Origin of the sequence: Joostella sp. (genome assembly GCF_048266025.1) — a bacterium.
Lineage (GTDB): Bacteria > Bacteroidota > Bacteroidia > Flavobacteriales > Flavobacteriaceae > Galbibacter > Galbibacter atrarenae.
In genome coordinates this window covers 829,302-847,713 of record NZ_JBLXAF010000001.1, presented here as the reverse complement: position 1 = coordinate 847,713, position 18,412 = coordinate 829,302, and the positions used below count along the sequence as shown (strand labels likewise).

19 protein-coding genes are annotated in these 18,412 nt (G+C 33.4%); 11 read left to right on the top strand and 8 right to left on the bottom strand.

Annotated features, from left to right (window positions below; genetic code table 11):
• Position 1: 1 nt before the first annotated feature.
• From hemE to ACN0TY_RS03575, 10 genes are all read left to right on the top strand, one after another.
• On the top strand, positions 2 to 1,030 hold the full coding sequence (hemE, locus tag ACN0TY_RS03620) for a uroporphyrinogen decarboxylase (protein WP_236957684.1): 1,029 nt from the start codon (positions 2 to 4) through the stop codon (positions 1,028 to 1,030).
• Positions 1,031 to 1,534 carry a DUF6973 domain-containing protein gene (locus tag ACN0TY_RS03615; RefSeq protein WP_417443389.1) on the top strand — a complete coding sequence of 168 codons (504 nt, stop codon included), beginning with the start codon at positions 1,031 to 1,033 and terminating at the stop codon, positions 1,532 to 1,534.
• A gap of 22 nt (positions 1,535 to 1,556) precedes the next feature.
• Positions 1,557 to 1,955, top strand: a complete 399-nt coding sequence (locus ACN0TY_RS03610) for a hypothetical protein (protein WP_417443388.1) — start codon at positions 1,557 to 1,559, stop codon at positions 1,953 to 1,955.
• 3 nt (positions 1,956 to 1,958) lie between these two features.
• Positions 1,959 to 2,864: an oxygen-dependent coproporphyrinogen oxidase gene (hemF, locus tag ACN0TY_RS03605; RefSeq protein WP_417443387.1), complete on the top strand. Its 906-nt coding sequence runs from the start codon at positions 1,959 to 1,961 to the stop codon at positions 2,862 to 2,864.
• Positions 2,852 to 3,823, top strand: coding sequence for a DUF4421 family protein (locus ACN0TY_RS03600; protein ID WP_417443386.1), 972 nt, complete (start codon positions 2,852 to 2,854; stop codon positions 3,821 to 3,823). The genes hemF and ACN0TY_RS03600 overlap by 13 nt, the downstream gene beginning before the upstream one ends.
• A gap of 20 nt (positions 3,824 to 3,843) precedes the next feature.
• Complete coding sequence (gene hemB, locus ACN0TY_RS03595) at positions 3,844 to 4,833, top strand: porphobilinogen synthase (protein WP_417443385.1); 990 nt, start codon at positions 3,844 to 3,846, stop codon at positions 4,831 to 4,833.
• 3 nt (positions 4,834 to 4,836) lie between these two features.
• The gene (locus tag ACN0TY_RS03590) at positions 4,837 to 5,340 is read left to right on the top strand and encodes a DinB family protein (protein ID WP_417443384.1); all 504 of its coding nucleotides are present in this window, start codon (positions 4,837 to 4,839) and stop codon (positions 5,338 to 5,340) included.
• Between the two features lie 177 nt (positions 5,341 to 5,517).
• Positions 5,518 to 6,624 carry a CNNM domain-containing protein gene (locus ACN0TY_RS03585; RefSeq protein WP_236957677.1) on the top strand — a complete coding sequence of 369 codons (1,107 nt, stop codon included), beginning with the start codon at positions 5,518 to 5,520 and terminating at the stop codon, positions 6,622 to 6,624.
• Positions 6,605 to 7,078: a methylated-DNA--[protein]-cysteine S-methyltransferase gene (locus ACN0TY_RS03580; protein ID WP_417443383.1), complete on the top strand. Its 474-nt coding sequence runs from the start codon at positions 6,605 to 6,607 to the stop codon at positions 7,076 to 7,078. The genes ACN0TY_RS03585 and ACN0TY_RS03580 overlap by 20 nt, the downstream gene beginning before the upstream one ends.
• A 57-nt stretch (positions 7,079 to 7,135) precedes the next feature.
• Positions 7,136 to 7,849, top strand: a complete 714-nt coding sequence (locus ACN0TY_RS03575; protein WP_417443382.1) for a 3'-5' exonuclease — start codon at positions 7,136 to 7,138, stop codon at positions 7,847 to 7,849.
• 36 nt (positions 7,850 to 7,885) lie between these two features.
• Here the strand turns inward: ACN0TY_RS03575 and ACN0TY_RS03570 are convergent, their stop codons facing one another.
• Entirely contained in the window at positions 7,886 to 10,873 is a 2,988-nt protein-coding gene (locus tag ACN0TY_RS03570; protein ID WP_417443381.1) for a S8 family serine peptidase, read from the bottom strand.
• Positions 10,874 to 11,259: 386 nt separating this feature from the next.
• Positions 11,260 to 12,210, bottom strand: coding sequence for an endonuclease (locus tag ACN0TY_RS03565; protein WP_417443380.1), 951 nt, complete (start codon positions 12,208 to 12,210; stop codon positions 11,260 to 11,262).
• A gap of 53 nt (positions 12,211 to 12,263) precedes the next feature.
• Between ACN0TY_RS03565 and hflX the strand changes: the two genes are divergently transcribed.
• A complete protein-coding gene (gene hflX, locus ACN0TY_RS03560; RefSeq protein ID WP_236957672.1) occupies positions 12,264 to 13,484 on the top strand; it encodes a GTPase HflX in 1,221 nt (406 codons plus the stop codon).
• Positions 13,485 to 13,550: 66 nt separating this feature from the next.
• Here the strand turns inward: hflX and ACN0TY_RS03555 are convergent, their stop codons facing one another.
• The 6 genes from ACN0TY_RS03555 to ACN0TY_RS03530 all read right to left on the bottom strand — a co-directional run bounded on the left by ACN0TY_RS03555 (position 13,551) and on the right by ACN0TY_RS03530 (position 18,089).
• Positions 13,551 to 14,051, bottom strand: coding sequence for a hypothetical protein (locus tag ACN0TY_RS03555; protein WP_417443379.1), 501 nt, complete (start codon positions 14,049 to 14,051; stop codon positions 13,551 to 13,553).
• 93 nt (positions 14,052 to 14,144) lie between these two features.
• Entirely contained in the window at positions 14,145 to 15,062 is a 918-nt protein-coding gene (locus tag ACN0TY_RS03550) for a DUF3078 domain-containing protein (protein ID WP_417443378.1), read from the bottom strand.
• Positions 15,063 to 15,143: 81 nt separating this feature from the next.
• Complete coding sequence (locus ACN0TY_RS03545; protein WP_236957669.1) at positions 15,144 to 15,650, bottom strand: DUF2480 family protein; 507 nt, start codon at positions 15,648 to 15,650, stop codon at positions 15,144 to 15,146.
• Between the two features lie 106 nt (positions 15,651 to 15,756).
• Positions 15,757 to 16,080 (bottom strand): iron-sulfur cluster assembly protein, encoded by a 324-nt coding sequence (locus ACN0TY_RS03540; RefSeq protein ID WP_236957668.1) that lies wholly within the window; start codon positions 16,078 to 16,080, stop codon positions 15,757 to 15,759.
• Between the two features lie 6 nt (positions 16,081 to 16,086).
• Positions 16,087 to 16,509 (bottom strand): SufE family protein, encoded by a 423-nt coding sequence (locus ACN0TY_RS03535; protein WP_417443377.1) that lies wholly within the window; start codon positions 16,507 to 16,509, stop codon positions 16,087 to 16,089.
• 365 nt (positions 16,510 to 16,874) lie between these two features.
• Positions 16,875 to 18,089 (bottom strand): aminotransferase class V-fold PLP-dependent enzyme, encoded by a 1,215-nt coding sequence (locus ACN0TY_RS03530; RefSeq protein WP_417443376.1) that lies wholly within the window; start codon positions 18,087 to 18,089, stop codon positions 16,875 to 16,877.
• Positions 18,090 to 18,412 lie beyond the last annotated feature (323 nt).

Genomic DNA, 18,412 nt, shown 5'->3' with positions numbered 1-18,412 from the left:
CATGATAAAAAACGATTTATTTTTAAAAGCATTAAAAGGAGAAACTGTAAGCAGACCACCAGTATGGATGATGCGCCAAGCAGGTAGATATTTGCCAGAATTTATGGCATTAAAAGAAAAATACGACTTCTTTACACGTTGTAGAACTCCAGAATTGGCTGCAGAAATTACAGTGCAACCAATCCGAATTGTAAAGCCAGATGCTGCAATTCTATTTTCTGATATTCTAGTAATTCCACAAGCTATGAATATAGACGTAGAAATGAAACCTGGTGTTGGTCCGTGGCTTCCAAACCCTATTCGTTCTGCTAAAGATGTGGAGCAAGTTATTGTTCCAGATATTAATGAAGAATTAGGTTATGTAATGGATGCTATTAAGCTTACCAAAGAAATGCTTAATGATGAAGTTCCGTTAATCGGTTTTGCTGGTTCTCCGTGGACTATTCTATGTTATGCCGTGCAAGGGCAAGGTTCTAAAAACTTTGACCTCGCAAAAGGATTTTGTTTCTCTCAACCAGAAGCAGCACATGCATTACTTCAAAAAATTACAGACACTACCATTCTTTATCTTAAAGAAAAGGTGAAAAATGGAGTAAATGCTGTACAGATATTCGACTCTTGGGGAGGAATGCTTTCTCCTGTAGATTACCAAGAATTTTCTTGGAAATATATGAATCAAATTGTGGAAGCTCTTGCAGACGAAACAGAAGTTATTGTTTTTGGAAAAGGTTGTTGGTTTGCTTTAGGTGATATGGCAAAAAGTAAAGCTTCGGCACTTGGTGTAGATTGGACATGTTCTCCTAAAAATGCGCGTTATCTTTCTGGCGGAAATATTACTTTACAAGGTAATTTTGACCCTACAAGGTTATTATCTCCTATCCCAACCATCAAAAAAATGGTTCATGAGATGATAGACGAGTTTGGAAAAGATAAATATGTAGTAAATTTAGGACATGGTATTTTACCACATATCCCTGTAGATCATGCAAAGGCATTTATTGAAGCTGTAAAAGAATACGAGCAAAAGTAAATGGATTTCCGTGGCATTGTAAGATCACTTTCTATAAGTCAACTTATAAAGCTTTTCGGTATTGCCATTACGAAATTCACCTTTTTCTTTTGCTTTATGAAGGCTACTAAAGATTGTATTAGGATAACAACAGAGCATTTTGGAAACGACCATCATAAAAACAATGTTGGCAATGCTTTCCGCCATGCATTATGGAATATGCTTATTACATTATATAGCATAGAAGCTGGGAAATCTATTGAAAGGTCTATTGATTGGGCTAAATATATAACCGATTGGCATGAAGATGCATTTAAAAATAGCCCTTTAGAAAGGGCTATGGATTTACATAACAATCAAGTCGGAAGAAATTGGTTTATATACTTACATGAAGAAGGTAAGCCTCTAAAAAGTCGAGACACCATAGTCTCATATCTTTTAAATAATGTTGATAAAGCAATACACATAACAAGCCTAGAAGAGATAAAATCAATGCCAAATAGACTTGTTTTTATTGATAAATAGTAAAATATAACCTTTAGAGATCATGCTTAGTAAAGGATTAAAAGATGAAGAAAATGAGCGCTTAAGTCGCATTTTGGAGAGCTTATTAAAGATAGAATTCGTTCCTAGTTTATGGGAAAAAGAACAAAGACCAAAAGTAGACGAACAGTTAGAGAAGGCATACTTACTATCTTTAAAGTTTATTATAGAAACAAATGTTGACATACTGCTAGAAAAGCTTCATACTCAGAATTTATCATTCGAGAACTATGAGGAATTGGGAGATTTATTACTGAAAATTATTGAAGTTGAGGCAGATAAAAACCAACGCAACCTAGCAGACAAAGCAATTGCCATTTACGAATATGCCCAAGTGGAAAGCAAAATTTTTTCATTTGAATTAATTCAGAAAATACAGAAAGCGGAATCTTATAAAGCATAAATCATGAAAGAAAAATTCTATCAATATATACAAGAACTTCAAGATACAATCACCAATAAATTAGAAGAAGTAGATGGTAAAGCTAAATTTCAAGAAGATTTATGGAAACGCCCAGAAGGCGGTGGCGGTCATACACGAGTAATTGAAAATGGAGCTGTTTTTGAAAAAGGAGGTGTTAATATATCTGCTGTTCATGGGCCGCTACCAAAAGCAATGCAAGCATATTTTAAAGTAGAAGATTGCGACTTTTTTGCCTGTGGATTAAGCTTAGTATTACATCCAAAAAGTCCGATGGTTCCTACGGTTCATGCCAATTGGCGCTATTTTGAAATGTATGACAAGCAAGGAAATATTATAGATAGTTGGTTTGGTGGCGGCCAAGACCTAACTCCTTATTATTTATTTGATGAAGATGCGATTCATTTTCATCAAACATGCAAAACAGCCTGCGATAAGCACAACAAAAAATTCTACCCAGAATATAAAAAGAAATGCGATGAGTATTTCTGGAATGCACACAGAAATGAAGCCCGCGGAATTGGAGGTTTATTTTTTGATTACTGCAAAGCTTCAGAAGATATGGATATCGAAAATTGGTTTAACTTTGTATCAGAAGTAGGTAATAACTTTTTAGAAGCTTATGTACCTATTGTTGAAAAAAGAAAAACTATCCCCCATTCTAAAGCGAACAGAAATTGGCAAGAAATTCGCCGTGGACGTTACGTAGAATTTAACCTTGTACATGATAAAGGAACACTCTTTGGATTAAAAACCAATGGTCGTATTGAAAGTATTTTAATGAGTTTACCTCCACATGTGCAATGGGTTTACGATCATCACCCTGAAAAAGGAAGTGATGAAGAAAAACTAATCCAAGTATTGGAAAACCCTAAAGAATGGATAAAATAAAGGCTTGTTGCATTATATTTTTTATCACCTTAAGCTGCTTTGCTCAAGAAGATAGCTTAACGGATGATGGTTATATAAAAAAGTTCAATAGCCTTGTTGGATTAAAATTATCTTTTATTGACGTTTCCAATAGTTTTAATTACTATGAAAGTGGTAATAAAACAACTTATGATATAATTCCTAACTTAAAACAACGCCTTTCATTAGGGTTTCAATATCGGTTTATAGAGTTTGGACTAGGAGTTTCCCCTTACTTCCTCCCAGGAAATGATACTGACGATAATGAAGATGCAGAAATCTATAATATGAATTTTAGATTTTTCTATAAAGGCGTCATCCAAACCCTTAGTTTTTACCACCAACGTGGATTTACCATTGAAAGTAGTGCTGAAAATTATAACGCCCCTTATTTCGAGACTAATAAATTTCAAGGTTCTACAGCCATCTCTTTAAACGATAACTTTTCTTATCGAGCAACCATTGGTCAGCGGGAATGGCAAGCAAAAAGCGCTGGAAGTCTTATTCCTAAAATAGCATACGACTACACAAATTTTGTAATGGAGTCTAGCGGTTTTGACCATAATGCGAATTCTTTTAATATCTCTGTAGTTCCAGCATATCAATACAGCTATGTTATAAACGACCATATGTTCTTATCTGCTGGTGCTTCGGTTGGTGTAGGATTAAATTATAATAATTTTGGTGGCAATTCTATAGTAACATCTTTATTTAGTATTTCTGCAAATGGAGTATTTGGCTTCACCTTAGATCGCTATTTCGGTGGTATTCATGCAGACTTATCAAAATTGAGGTACAGCGGGAAAAATCATGTCGAATTAGACGATAATATCACCTATGTAGATTTCTATATTGGATATCGATTTAAACCACCAAAAATTTTAACCACAACAACAGACAAAATAAATGACAAGCTCAAAATAGAAGAGCTTAATGATTAATAGAAATTAAAAATAATTATATGTTCCCTTTAAGAAGAAATAGACGTTTAAGATCTAACGAAGCCATAAGAAGCCTCGTTCAAGAAACAATCATTACCCCAAACGATTTTTTAGTGCCCTTATTTGTGGTGGAAGGTAAAAACATAAAAGAAGAAATTGCTTCTATGCCGAATTACTTTCGTTACAGTTTAGATTTACTGGAGAAAGAAGTAAAAGAATTGTGGCAAATGGGGTTAAAATCAGTATTACTATTTGTAAAAGTTCCTGAAAATTTAAAAGACAATAGAGGGACTGAAGCTTTAAACCCAGAAGGATTAATGCAGCGTGCCGTTAAAACAGTAAAAAATGCAGTTCCAGAAATGTTAATCATGACGGATGTTGCATTGGATCCATATTCTGCGTATGGACATGATGGCATTGTTGAAAACGGACAAATTTTAAACGATGCTTCTACGGAAGTATTAGCAAAAATGTCACTTTCACATGCACAAGCTGGAGCTGATTTTGTAGCACCAAGTGATATGATGGATGGAAGAATTTTAAAAATGCGTGAAACGTTAGAAAATGAAGGTTTTACAAACACTGGAATTATGAGTTACAGCGCAAAATATGCATCTGCATTTTACGGACCGTTTCGCGATGCTTTAGATTCTGCTCCTGTTGATGCTAAAGACATTCCAAAAGATAAAAGAAGCTACCAAATGGATCCTGCAAATCGCACAGAAGCGATAAAAGAAACTCAAATGGATATTGATGAAGGTGCAGATATTGTAATGGTGAAACCAGGACTTTGCTATTTAGATATCGTTAGAGATTTAAAGAATACTTTTGAAGTTCCCGTTGCAGTATATCAAGTGAGTGGAGAATATGCTATGATTAAAGCGGCTTCCGAAAAAGGATGGCTAGACCACGATGCGGTTGTTTTAGAGCAAACACTTGCTATAAAAAGAGCCGGTGCAGATATGATCGCTAGTTATTTTGCAAAAGATGTAGTGAAACTGATTTCCTAAAAGATGAAAAATATTTTTTTTATAGTTTTCGCTTTTGTTACATATTCGATTAATGCTCAACAGGGTTCTGTGGCAGCATTCAATGAAAAATGGGAAAATTCTAAAAACTATTTATTAGAAATTGCCCAAAGTATGCCTGAGGATAATTATAGTTACAAGCCTACAGAACGAGAAATGAGTTTTAAAGAGCAATTAATCCACATAAGACAAAATATGGACTGGCTAGGAAAAACTTATTTTGATGCTGATATCACAAAGGTAGAAACGGAGAGTATCAACAAAGAAGAGCTTATAAAAGCAATTACAGAATCGTTTGATGCTGTTAAAATAGCAGTAATAGAAGTTCCAGATGATAAGCTAGAAGAAAAAGTAGATTTCTTTAAAGGTGAAAAATCAAAACTTCAAATTCTAAATCTACTCCAAGACCATGTTACCCATCACCGTGGGCAACTTATTGTTTACTTAAACCTAAACAATATTAAACCTCCTAAATATGTAGGTTGGTAATGTCTACCATGTGATTAGAAATAAAAATCTAACTGTTTAATAAGTTAATTAAGTCTAGGGGAATAACCCAATTTATACTTAACTTATTAAACAGTTTTTTGTAATCCATAGGCATTACAAAAAACTATCTTGGTTCTTACTAGATATATACTTAAATTCGCTATAAATCATATATATATGGGATTATTAATATTATTTGCCCTTGTTTCTATTTTCTTTTCATTTTTATGTTCGGTTTTAGAAGCTGTTTTTTTGAGCGTTACTCCAACATTTATAAATGTAAAAAAACAAGAAGGTAAAGCTTATGCTTTTACACTTGAGAAGTTAAAGCAAAACGTGGACGCTCCACTTATTGCTATTTTAACTATTAATACTGTTGCGCATACTGTTGGTGCCATTTTAGTTGGTGTTCAAGCTGAAAAATTACCATATAAAGTTGATATTTTAGGCTTTAATATTGTGGGAGTTGTATCTGCTATTATGACCATATTAATTCTTGTTGTTTCAGAAATTATCCCAAAAACTATTGGAGCTACTTACTGGAGGCGCTTAGGTAATTTTACTGCCAAAGCACTAACTATTATGATTTTTCCATTAAAATGGACAGGTATTATTTGGTTATTAAAACTAACTACTAAATTAATAGGAGGTAAAAGTGCTCATGGATCTGTTTTCAGTAGAGAGGATTTTTCGGCTATGGCAGATATTGCACAAGAAGAAGGTGTTTTCCAAGAATCGGAATCTACTATGATTAAAAACCTTGTTCGTTTTGATAAAATTCTAGCTAAAGATATTATGACCCCAAGAACGGTTATGAAATCAGCCTCTGAAGACATAACAATTGAAGATTTCTTTAAAAGCAATCCAAAATTGCGTTTTTCAAGGATTCCCGTTTATAAAAATAATGCTGATAACATTACTGGTTTTGTTTTAAAAGACCAAGTATTGGAGGCTATTATTAACGGAGAAGGTAATGAGAAACTAAGTTCTTTGAGTAGAGATATCCTTATTGCTAAACGTAATATTCCACTTCCAGAATTATTTGAAAGATTCATCCGAAATCAAGATCATATCGCATTAGTTGTTGATGAGTATGGTTCCATCAGCGGATTGGTAACAATGGAAGATATTATAGAAACGATGCTTGGTTTAGAAATTGTAGACGAAAGTGATAATGTTGAAGATTTACAATTACTTGCCAGAAGGAATTGGCAGATGCGCGCAGAGCGAATGGGGATCTACGAGAAGCCTATAGAAAATGAAGATGAAACAGACAATAATTAAAACTCCACTTGGAAGCACAAAAATTATTGGTGACGAAAATGGAATTGCCGCAATTACTGTTTTAGATGATGAGGTAAAACCGTCAGATGAAATTCCTACTGAACTCACAGAAGCAGTTGAACAATTAAATGCTTATTTTAAAGGGGATTTAGAACAGTTTAATTTTAAAACTAACCCTAAAGGCACCGATTTTCAAAAAAGAGTATGGAAGGCATTACTTGAAATTCCATATGGAAAAACTACTTCTTATTTAGAGCTTTCTAAAACTCTTGGAGATGTAAAAGCAATTCGTGCGGTAGCAGCAGCAAATGGAAAAAATCCGCTTTGGATTGTTGTTCCTTGTCACCGCGTTATAGGCAGCGATGGTTCTCTTACTGGCTACGCAGGAGGTTTATGGCGTAAAAAGTGGCTTTTAGAGCACGAAACTCCACCAATACAGCAATCGCTGTTCTAACCAACCAAAGGTTAGTTTAAAAGTCTTATATTTAGTATAACCCATTAACATTAAAAGATGCTTCATAAAGTAACTTTAGAAAATATCTTATTTCTAGATATAGAAACGGTGCCAGAATTTCCAGACTACAACGAGTTATCTGATGACAAAAAAGAGTTATGGGCTCATAAAACGCAATATCAGAGAAAAGATGAACATACTCCTGAAGAATTTTATGAACGTGCAGGAATATGGGCTGAGTTTGGAATTATAGTCTGTATATCTGTTGGCTATTTTACTTTTAAGGGAAATAATAGGACTTTTAGAGTAACTTCCATTCATGGGGAGGAAAAAGAAATCCTTAAAGAGTTCAAAATTCTTCTAGAAACTCATTATGAATCCCCATACAAATTACTTTGTGGCCATAATGCTAAGGAGTTTGATTTCCCTTACATAGCTCGAAGAATGATTATCCACGGTATCTCTCTTCCGAGTAAATTAAATTTATTCGGGAAAAAACCATGGGAAATACCTCATCTTGACACTATGGAATTATGGAAGTTTGGAGATTACAAACACTACACTTCTTTAAAGCTATTAACCAACATACTTAATATCCCATCGCCTAAAGACGATATTGATGGAAGTATGGTTTGCCATGTTTTTTACAAGGAAAATGACATTGATAAGATTGTTACTTATTGCGAGAAAGATGTCATTGCTGTTGCACAAGTCTTCCTACGCCTTAGAGGTAACGAGATATTAGATGATTCTGAAATTATGCATGTATAATTTTTTCTAGTCATATAAATATCAAAACCTATCAGCTTAATTTTTTAAAAATTTAGCTCCCGTCATTTTACCATTTTCTTGAACTCTAACTACATATAATCCAGTTGGGAAATTAGAAACATTAATTCTTTTGTTATAACCATTTCCACTTGCTACAATGTTACCAGTTGCATTATAAATCTGATATGCATCATTCGTTTCAGAAAGTCCGTTAATCATAATATTATCTACGGTAGGATTCGGATATACACTTATTCTTGTAATATCTTCAGCAGTCTCTAATAATTCACTCGCATCCATTGCTGCCAATCTATCTAGCACACTTTCTTTACTTGCACTATTTGTATATCCTTTTACCGTAACATTATCTATATATACGCTTGTTGTTTCGTTATAAATCTGTGTTTCAATTTTAAACTGTGTGTTTTCAGAAAACTTAAACTCACTATTCGTTACGGAAAGAGTAGCTTGATAAAAATATCCATTCTCCAATTCATCATTTACTGAATACTCATCTAATACATTCCATCCATTACCATTATTTATAGACACAACTACTTTGTCATTATTTTTAATAGCAGTTGCAAGAATAAAAAAGTCAAAAGTTAATTTCTCATAAGGCAGCACATTCATTTTTGGAGTATAAATCGAAGCCAGTCCAGTTTCTCTGCTACTTGCTGCGATAGAATTATCTAGGCTATACTTCCCTTTACTAGCTCCCCAAACACCAGCTGCAGTCCACTGCCCTATTCCTTTTTCAAAATCATTAGAAGCTATTATGGCAGTTAAACGCTCTTCAGACAATGTTTTTACATTATATTCATCGCTATTTTCAGAAATATTATTAGCTTCATCTTTAGCAATTACTGTAAAAATATAATTAGTATCTGCTTGCAATCCATTTACAGTAACCTTATTTTCAGTAACTACATCAATCATAATTCCATCCATATAAACCTCATAAGCAACAGTAGCTACATTATCTGCTGCTTGCCCCCAATTAAGATTTAAACTTGATTGAGAAATACTAGAAGCTGATAAATTCTTAACTACGCTTGGTGCTTCGGTATCTATAAACTTCGTTTTAAAGTCTTTTACAGTACTATAATCAGATTCTGCTAGCTCAGAACATAAAGTTCTTACTTTCCACTCATAAACGGTATTTTGCGATAAAGACTCTACTTTATTATTATTTTCGGTAACTAAAATAGTTTCCCAAGTTGTTTCCGAACTTTTATTATTTGCTTGCGGTCTATAAGCAACTTCATAAATAGCATCTTCCACCATTTCCCATTCTAAATTTGCCGATGTCTCCGTAATTTCTGTTGATGTAAGTTTTTGAGGAGTATCTAACGTACAAGCACTACTTTTAATTCCAGTTAAAACAACTGAAAAATCTTGCTTATTATTGGCTAGCTTACCTTTATGGGTAATTGTAATTGTATAAGTTCCTGATGCATTTGGAATTTCAATCTTTTCAAAAGGGTCTACATTATTAATTCCTTGTTGTGCTCCAGCATTTGCAGTAGCTACAGATAATTTCCATGGATAATATACAGCATCTTCACCATCTTTTGTAATTACAACATCAAGATCGTTTACCAAAACGGCGCTATCATCATTTAAATCACCTTCATTTTTAACTGGATTTGGAAGATCTGTCCATGATATAGAAGCCATTAATGTTTGTCCTTCTTCAGCATCAACGGTAAAACTATATGTTTGACCATCATTTAATGACTCTTCAATTATTTCAGATTCAAACCCAGCTTTAGAAATTGTTTGAGCTGCTTTACGGGTATTTATAATTCCCCATCCAAACTTATAGTCTGGACCTGGAAAATTCCCTGCTTCATCAGCGGTGTGTAGCGTTAATCCTTTTAAAGTTGCCGCTCTCATAAAAGTCCCATGTGTTTCTCTATAATATTGTTGCAACAATAATAAAGCACCTGTTACTCCTGGAGCTGCCATAGAAGTTCCTGATTGACTCACATAACTTGTATCATTATTATCATAAGCAGAATACACATCCACTCCTTCTCCAGTAATATCCGGCTTGATTCTCCCATCATCTGTAGGTCCGAAATTACTAAAAGACGCAATCTCTGAACTTAATAAATTATTATTTTCATCCAAAACCACATTGTCTGCAGCAGCAACTGTCAATCCGTTTTTTGAAACTGCATATCCTAGTAAAAGATCATTTGCATCTGCAGGTGTACCAACATTTGGAGCTTCATTATATTGATATTGTTGTGTGTTTCCAGCAGCAGTAACCATTAGATAATATGGAGCATTGTACATAATTTCATCCCATTCTTGCGCCTGATAGATATAAGCACCGAAGTACCAATCTGGAATAGTTTTACCACTAATTCCGTAAGAATGATTAGAAAGTAGCAATCCATTTGCAGCTGCTTCAGCAACTTCTGCCTCATCATTCGACCAATCGAAAGTTACTCCTTCCGCATTATATGCAACGCCTTTTGCCTTTTGATCCACTCCTGCTGCCATAATCGTTCCTAAAACATGTGTTGCATGCCCACTTGTTCTGCTAGAGTTATCACCAGATTGAACACGACCAGTAAATTCTTGATGAGTCATCAATGCATTTCCGCTATCCCAAACTCCTACATGCATACCAATTCCATCTACATCTAAATGTAAATCGCCTGTGTTATACAAAGAATTTGATCTAGAAGCGTGCACCACATTATCATTAAAAGTTGTATAATAAATAGGAGCGCCATCTGGCCCTATTCTTTCCAACTCCATTAAACCTCCATTTGGAAGTTCTTCCGTAAGCTTCCATCCTTTAGAAACAGCCATACGTTTTGCTTGCTCTTTTTGCAATAAAGTATTGTTTCTAAATTTTTTTGAAATCGATTTAAGATTGGTACTTTGTGATTGTTCTACTTGAGTATCCTTTTGAAATTTATGCTGCGCAGTTACTTTTTGAACATTAAGAAGTAAAACTACCATAACGGTAATAGACAAAATTGCTTTTTGTAGGATTGATTTCATAATTATTGTGATTTGGCTTAACTAATGTAGGAGTTAAGTAAAATCAATCCGATGAAATGCTCGATTTATTCGATGAAATGCACTAGTGTTTTCGACGAACTACATAAAAACATAATAAACATAAACTTAGGACTACTTTTGTTGTAATATTTTTCTGTAGTTAATTATGCATTTCATCGACGATATTTACCTTTAATAGATTTTTTAGGTGATAAATGATGAAAACAAGATTAGAAGAAACATTTTCATTTATAAAAAACTAAATCCCTCGAAATAAGTTGCGAGGGATCAGGATATATAAATAGGATAATGATATAAGATTGAATAGAATAATAGCCTCTGGATATTAAGATAATCTTATAACATTACCTTATAAAAAAGAATAGTTAAGACTCTTTTAATTGAATAAACACAGGAAAGTGATCACTATAACCACCTAAGTACTTTTTACCTACATAAGTTCTAAAAGGAAAACCTTTATACCTTTCTTTCCATTCTGCGAGAAATTTATCATCAAGAATATCAGCTTTGATAAAACGTAGTTTACTTTCAGAAATATTAAAGAAATTATTGGAGATAATAATCTGGTCAAAAATATTCCAATTAGATTTAAAATTTAGTGTTCCTCTTTCTGAAGGAATATGCAATTTTTCCATTGGATTATACAGATCGTTAGTAACCAAATTATCTTTTACACTTGGAGAACTAGGATCGTCATTAAAATCTCCCATAATAATAAACTTAGGATCATTTTCTTGTACTTTAATCTGATCCATAACGGTGTGAAGTGATTTTGCGGCGGCTATACGTTTATAAGCGGTTTCCCCATCTCCCTGACGGCGAGAAGGCCAATGATTTACAAAAACATGAATTGGCTCCCCATGAAGCTCTCCATATACATGTAGAATATCTCTAGTAAAATCACGAACTCCATCTTCACTATAAACTAATAAAGGAATTGCCTTACTATGAATTATTTTAAAATGCTTTTCTTGATATAAAAGAGCTGTATCTATTCCTCTTTCATCAGGAGAATTGTAATGAATGTATTTATAATTAGCTTCTGATAATGATTCAGTAGCAATTAAATCATTTAAAACGGCTTTATTCTCTACTTCAGCAACCCCTAAAATCACGGGTGGAAAATTAGATTCGTTTGTTCCTATATGAGAAATGGCTTTTCCTAGCTTGAATATTTTATTTTCATAACGATCATCATCCCACTCAAGACGACCATCTTCAGTAAAATCATCATCTAAAATATTAGGATCGTTAATAGTGTCAAATAAGTTTTCTAAATTGTAAAAAGCTACGGTGTACAAATTGTTATCGTTCATGCTGTAAAAATAGAAAAATCAATTGTGTACCTTTGTACTTTACATTTTATTTTATGCTGGAAAAGAAAACATTAGAATATGAGAAAACAGTGCTCGTTGGAATTATTAACCAAGAGCAAGATGAGGAAACATCTAAAGAATATTTAGATGAATTAGAGTTCTTGGCATATACTGCCGGTGGTGAAGTTGCTGCTAGGTTCACCCAGAAAGTGGATATTCCGAATCCCAAAACCTTTATTGGAACTGGGAAAATGGAAGAAATTCAACAATTTGTTACTGAGAACGATATAGGGACTGTTATTTTTGATGATGAGCTAACCCCTGGTCAGCAACGTAATATAGAGAAAATTCTGAAGGCTAAAATTCTTGATAGAACGAGTCTTATTCTTGATATTTTTGCCCAACGTGCACAAACTAGTAATGCTAGAACACAAGTAGAATTGGCACAATACCAATACTTATTACCGAGACTTACAGGTTTATGGACTCACTTGGAACGTCAACGTGGGGGAATTGGAATGCGTGGTCCTGGGGAAACAGAGATTGAAACAGATAGGCGTATCGTAAGAGATCGTATTGCTCTTCTTAAGAAAAAACTGGAGAAGATAGATCGCCAGATGGAAACGCAACGTGGAAATCGTGGCGCATTAATTCGTGTAGCCCTTATTGGATATACCAATGTTGGTAAATCTACGCTGATGAATGTTATTAGTAAAAGTGAAGTTTTTGCTGAGAATAAACTATTTGCAACGCTAGATACAACAGTTAGAAAAGTAGTTATAGGAAACCTTCCTTTTTTATTAACTGATACTGTAGGATTCATAAGAAAGCTCCCTACACAATTAGTAGAATCTTTTAAAAGTACTTTAGACGAGGTGAGAGAAGCCGATTTACTACTGCATGTTGTAGACATCTCACATCCTAATTTTGAGGAGCATATTGCTTCTGTAAATCAGATATTAGATGAAATAAAAGCTTCTGATAAGCCTGCAATTATGGTTTTTAATAAAATCGATAATTACGAGCATGAAACGATTGAAGAAGATGATTTAGTAACTGAAAAAACTACTAAACACTTTACCCTCGATGAATGGAAACAAACATGGATGGGAAGAGTTGGAGATAACGAAGTGCTATTTATATCTGCCCTTAACAAAGAAAACCTAGAGGAATTTAGAAAGAAAGTGTACGATGCAGTGAGAGAACTCCATGTACAACGTTTCCCTTATAATAATTTCCTTTATGAGGATTATACAGAAGAAACTGAAGAGTAAATTAGAATATTTATATTCAGGTTTAAAAAGCAAGCCCAAGGATTTAAATCCTTAGGCTTGCTTTTTTTATTTCCAATCTATAACTAAATTCTTTCCTTTAATAAAACCAAATTCAGAATAGTCGGCATACAAATCTTCATTACTTACTTTTATAGTAATGTTGCTAAACACATCAACCTCTGGATTAATATTCTTAAAAATTACTTTTGTTTCAATAGGTATATTCGCTAAAATTCTGTTACAAACGGAATAATAACCTACAGACATATTACCTACAGAAGCCTGTTCTGAAAAATATTTATTATCAGCAACATCTTTCACATAAGTATGCACGTCTCTGTGATAAAAACATAATAATTGATTCCCTAATATATGAGTAATAAGAAAAGAAACAGCAACTGTTTGAGCTTTTATATCACCTAGAACAGAAACAAGCTTTAAACTAAAATCAGGATTAAAAGTAGTAAGTTCTGTTTGATTTTTAAGACGAGTTATGGTTTTAGAAGAAACTTTACTTACCTCTAAATTTTCAATTTGAGAACCATCTAATAAAACCTCATCAATCATAGACTATACAATTATACTGTAGAATATAGTCTAAATTAAAAAATCCCCTTGAAATAACAAGAGGATTTTTTAATAAATATTATTTAGGTGTTCTTAGAATCCGAAATTAACTCCAAGACCAAATACTTCACGCAATTGCAATGCATTAACAGCATTATCATCATATACAGTTTGTACTGTGAAATTTGTAGAAAGGTAGTTGTTTATTTTCATTACAACATTCAACGTATAGTCGATATCTACATTCTGTGGATCTTCTAAATAGTTAGAATAAAGGTTTAATGTGTTTTCAAAAGTTACATTCTCCATCAAGCTAAATTTATAGTAACCTGAAGCATAGAAACCTAACTCATAACGAAACTTATCTCCTGGATCAATTCCATAAGCCTGCAAGTCATTAATATTCGAAGGGCCTGAATGTTCTACGAAGTCACTTATATCATCATCATAAATGTAAAGATCATCGCTAATAAAAGTCATTTTAGAAGTAGCTGGAGCTAAGTTCAATTTAAGATTCTCATTTTTCTTCCATTCCATACCTGGACCAAAAGTTAAATAAGCTGGTTTAAATAATCCTGAAGTACGGAAATCACCATCTTCATCGTTATCATAATCATAACCATCTGTAAATTGAGTTCTAAAGTTTAAGAAGAATGAATAGTTCCAATTTCCAAAAGCTTTTTTACCAACTAAAGAGTTGTATTCAAAACGGTCGTCTGTTTTACGCGTTCCTTGATCTTCGTTATTTGTAAGACCATAAGAAGCAATCACTTTATTATCCCAAGACCAATCTTCTTTTAAATAATTAAAGTCATAATTTACTCCTAATGTTCCAGAAATATTATTTTGTCCCCCAGCAACCCAATTACTAAAAGCAGATTGATTTAATAAAAAGGTAAATGTTCCACCTTTAGTCCATCCTTGTTTTGGTGCATCTTCTGCATCCGCATCCTGAGCATAAGAAAAAGTAACCCCTAATAAAAGAGCCCCTATTACTAATAATTTTCTCATTGATTTAAATTTTAAGTTATCCTTTTAAAAAATTTGTGCAATATTACTACAATAAGTAGATATGTTGAGGGAAATTATGAATTATTTTCTCTTATATAAAGGAACAGCGGAACAAGCTTCTCCGTACATAACACTTTTTGCTACAGGGATAAGGCGTTCCGTAATCATTATATAAGCATTCTGTGGTACTGGTTTTCTAGAGCATCCTTTCACAATAACAGGTTTATCTGTATACTCCAAAAGATCAATATTTGGTATGACATCTTGGTATATAGATGTCTCCAATTGCTCTAAAGAACCAACTACAACTTTTTTTGCGTAAGGAGCTAAATACGTAGTAAGCAACATAAATGCCCAAGCAGGGATAATTGCTTCTGTAGAGCATGTTAACGCTACATAACTACCTTCATATTGCTCCCAATTATAATTTTTAGCTAGCTCTCGGAAATCTTTTTCTTTCAACAAAAATCCTTCCAAAAGCCAATCTTTAATATCAAAAAGCACACGCTCACCAGCTGGATAATAATCTTCAAGATTAAAAGTCTCCAGTTTACTTTGCGCTACTCTATTAATTATTTCTTCCTGCATGCATTTATGATTTTGGAGTATTTAATAGCGTTAAAGTTTAATATATAAGCACTTTTACTTCTTACATCAAGCCTTACAACTTTAACGTATCGCTATTTAGGTATTCCTACAATAAACCTAACTCCAATTTAGCTTCTTCACTCATTAATTCTTGACTCCAAGGCGGGTCAAAAGTAATTTCTACCTCTGCATCTTTTACCTCATCAAGAGTTTTAATTCTTTCTTCTACTTCCACTGGTAATGTTTCTGCTACTGGGCAGTTTGGAGTTGTAAGTGTCATTAAAACTTTAACTTCATAATCTTCATTTACAAAAACATCATAAATAAGTCCTAATTCATAGATGTCTACAGGAATCTCAGGATCATAAATAGTTTTTAAAACCACTACAATCTTTTCTCCTAATGCCGCTGTATCTATTGTTTCACTCATATTCTTTTAATTTAATTGTGTCTGATATGCAACTGCATATAACTTTAATTGTTTTATCATACTCACCAATCCATTAGCTCTATTTGGTGACAAATGCTCTTTTAAGCCAATTTCATCTATAAAATCTGTATTCGCTTCTATAATATCCTTTGGACTTTGATTAGAGAAAGCTCTTACTAAAATAGCAATAATTCCTTTAGTAATAATAGCATCACTATCCGCAGTAAAAACCAACTTATCACCTTCAAGCTCCGCATGAACCCATACTTTACTCTGGCATCCTTTAATTATATTATCTTCCGTTTTATAATCTTCATCAATAAGTGGCAATGACTTCCCTAGCTCGATCATATACTCATAACGCTGCAACCAGTCGTCGAACATAGAAAATTCATCTACAATATCATTTTGAATCTCTTGAATTGTCATAGGTTTAATTTTCAACAAAAATACAACAAGAATAAATGCTATTCAACTGTTTTACTATATGTTATTATAAAGGAAAATGATAGTAGAAAGCATCTAAAGACATTAAAAAGATATAAAACCTATCATGTAGGCTTCTTTTTGGGCATTCCGCGAAGAAAACTCGCGTCCGGGCTTTCGTTACTCGCTTTATGGCAATCTCTTGCCATAAGAGCTCAAACAGACCACTCAATCCCTAATGCAATAACAATAGAATTAAGATTTCAAATAAATGCATCAGCCGTTAGCTCATTTAAAAAAACAACTCGTTTATGATTGAAACAATAAATATTTCAGCAATAAAATTGATATACTTTTTCAATAAAAAACTACGAAAGCATCATTGAAGCTTTCTTTACAGCTGCTACCAAAACATCAATCTCTTCCTTGGTATTATAAAAGGCAAAACTAGCTCTCACTGTTCCCGGAATTTTAAAGAAATCCATTATCGGTTGTGCACAATGATGCCCCGTCCTTACAGCTACTCCAAGCTTATCTACAATAGTTCCGATATCATAAGGATGGATGCCTTCAATATTAAAAGAGATTACAGAAGCCTTCTTATCAGAAACCCCATAAATCTTTAATCCTTCAATTTCGCTAAGCTTTTCTGTTCCGTATTTTAAAAGCTCATTTTCATAAGCAAGAATAGCATCAAAACCAATATTATTCATGTAATCTATGGCGGCACCAAAGGCAATTCCTCCACAAATATTGGGAGTTCCAGCTTCAAATTTATGAGGAAGATCTGCATAGGTAGTTTTTTCAAAAGTAACCTCCGCAATCATTTCTCCCCCTCCTTGGTATGGCGGCAATTTTTTTAACCACTCCTCTTTTCCATAAAGCATTCCTACACCTGTAGGCCCACACATTTTATGAGCAGAAGCCACATAGAAATCAACGTCTAATGCCTGTACATCTGGCTTTAGATGCGGACAAGCTTGCGCGCCATCTATTAAAACCGCAGCGCCAACAGCGTGGGCTTTAGTAATAATTTCTTCGATAGGATTTATAACTCCAAGAGCATTAGAAATATGATTACAGAAAACAAGCTTTGTCTTATCCGATAACAATTCTGAATACACATCCATCTTAAGTTCTCCGTTTTCGTCCATCGGAATAACTTTTAAGACAGCTCCTGTGCGCTCACAAAGCATTTGCCAAGGCACAATATTAGAGTGATGTTCTAAAGCAGAAACTATAAGCTCATCGCCTTCCTTTAAAAGCGCTGAAAACCCATTTGCAACCAAGTTTATACTATGTGTAGTCCCAGAAGTGAAGATAATCTCATAATCCTTTTTAGCATTAAAATGTGCTTGGATCTTTTTACGAGAAGCCTCATATAAATCTGTAGCTTCTTGAGATAATGTATGTACACCACGGTGGATATTGGCATTGTAATTAGAATAGTAATCTACAATACAGTCCATCACCTGCTTTGGCGTTTGCGAAGTCGCAGCATTATCAAAATAAACCAAAGGATATCCATTTATTTCCCTTTTTAAAATTGGGAAATCTTCACGTATTTTCTGTATATCAATCATAACTAATCTTTGTACAAAAGTAGGCAACAGTTTGTAAAGTATAAAGGTTATAAAGTTGAAAGTTTTAATAGTCCATTATTTCGATATACTTTATCTGTTTTTAATTGACTATAAACGTTAAAAATGAGTATTTAATAATCTATTTATTCTTTGTATATCCCAATCTAATACATCAATAAACATCGAAAACCATGCGCTCTATCTTCAGCTCTTAAATCTTTTTATATTATCTTTATTCTACATTAACTACAACACCTAATCTGTGAGAAATTTTAAACGCTTCGCACTCTTTACAATCATTCTTATATGTTTATTATTTATTT

Excerpts from the sequence above, each read along its gene's own strand:
- hemE (WP_236957684.1), top strand. The coding sequence starts at position 2 with ATGATAAAAAACGATTTATTTTTAAAAGCATTAAAAGGAGAAACTGTA.
- hemB (WP_417443385.1), top strand. The coding sequence starts at position 3,844 with ATGTTCCCTTTAAGAAGAAATAGACGTTTAAGATCTAACGAAGCCATA.
- ACN0TY_RS03570 (WP_417443381.1), bottom strand. The coding sequence starts at position 10,873 with ATGAAATCAATCCTACAAAAAGCAATTTTGTCTATTACCGTTATGGTA.
- ACN0TY_RS03545 (WP_236957669.1), bottom strand. The coding sequence starts at position 15,650 with ATGCAGGAAGAAATAATTAATAGAGTAGCGCAAAGTAAACTGGAGACT.
- ACN0TY_RS03615 (WP_417443389.1), top strand. The coding sequence starts at position 1,031 with ATGGATTTCCGTGGCATTGTAAGATCACTTTCTATAAGTCAACTTATA.
- ACN0TY_RS03610 (WP_417443388.1), top strand. The coding sequence starts at position 1,557 with ATGCTTAGTAAAGGATTAAAAGATGAAGAAAATGAGCGCTTAAGTCGC.
- hemF (WP_417443387.1), top strand. The coding sequence starts at position 1,959 with ATGAAAGAAAAATTCTATCAATATATACAAGAACTTCAAGATACAATC.
- ACN0TY_RS03585 (WP_236957677.1), top strand. The coding sequence starts at position 5,518 with ATGGGATTATTAATATTATTTGCCCTTGTTTCTATTTTCTTTTCATTT.
- ACN0TY_RS03575 (WP_417443382.1), top strand. The coding sequence starts at position 7,136 with ATGCTTCATAAAGTAACTTTAGAAAATATCTTATTTCTAGATATAGAA.
- ACN0TY_RS03565 (WP_417443380.1), bottom strand. The coding sequence starts at position 12,210 with ATGAACGATAACAATTTGTACACCGTAGCTTTTTACAATTTAGAAAAC.
- ACN0TY_RS03540 (WP_236957668.1), bottom strand. The coding sequence starts at position 16,080 with ATGAGTGAAACAATAGATACAGCGGCATTAGGAGAAAAGATTGTAGTG.
- ACN0TY_RS03580 (WP_417443383.1), top strand. The coding sequence starts at position 6,605 with ATGAAACAGACAATAATTAAAACTCCACTTGGAAGCACAAAAATTATT.
- ACN0TY_RS03550 (WP_417443378.1), bottom strand. The coding sequence starts at position 15,062 with ATGAGAAAATTATTAGTAATAGGGGCTCTTTTATTAGGGGTTACTTTT.
- ACN0TY_RS03555 (WP_417443379.1), bottom strand. The coding sequence starts at position 14,051 with ATGATTGATGAGGTTTTATTAGATGGTTCTCAAATTGAAAATTTAGAG.
- hflX (WP_236957672.1), top strand. The coding sequence starts at position 12,264 with ATGCTGGAAAAGAAAACATTAGAATATGAGAAAACAGTGCTCGTTGGA.
- ACN0TY_RS03600 (WP_417443386.1), top strand. The coding sequence starts at position 2,852 with ATGGATAAAATAAAGGCTTGTTGCATTATATTTTTTATCACCTTAAGC.
- ACN0TY_RS03530 (WP_417443376.1), bottom strand. The coding sequence starts at position 18,089 with ATGATTGATATACAGAAAATACGTGAAGATTTCCCAATTTTAAAAAGG.
- ACN0TY_RS03590 (WP_417443384.1), top strand. The coding sequence starts at position 4,837 with ATGAAAAATATTTTTTTTATAGTTTTCGCTTTTGTTACATATTCGATT.
- ACN0TY_RS03535 (WP_417443377.1), bottom strand. The coding sequence starts at position 16,509 with ATGACAATTCAAGAGATTCAAAATGATATTGTAGATGAATTTTCTATG.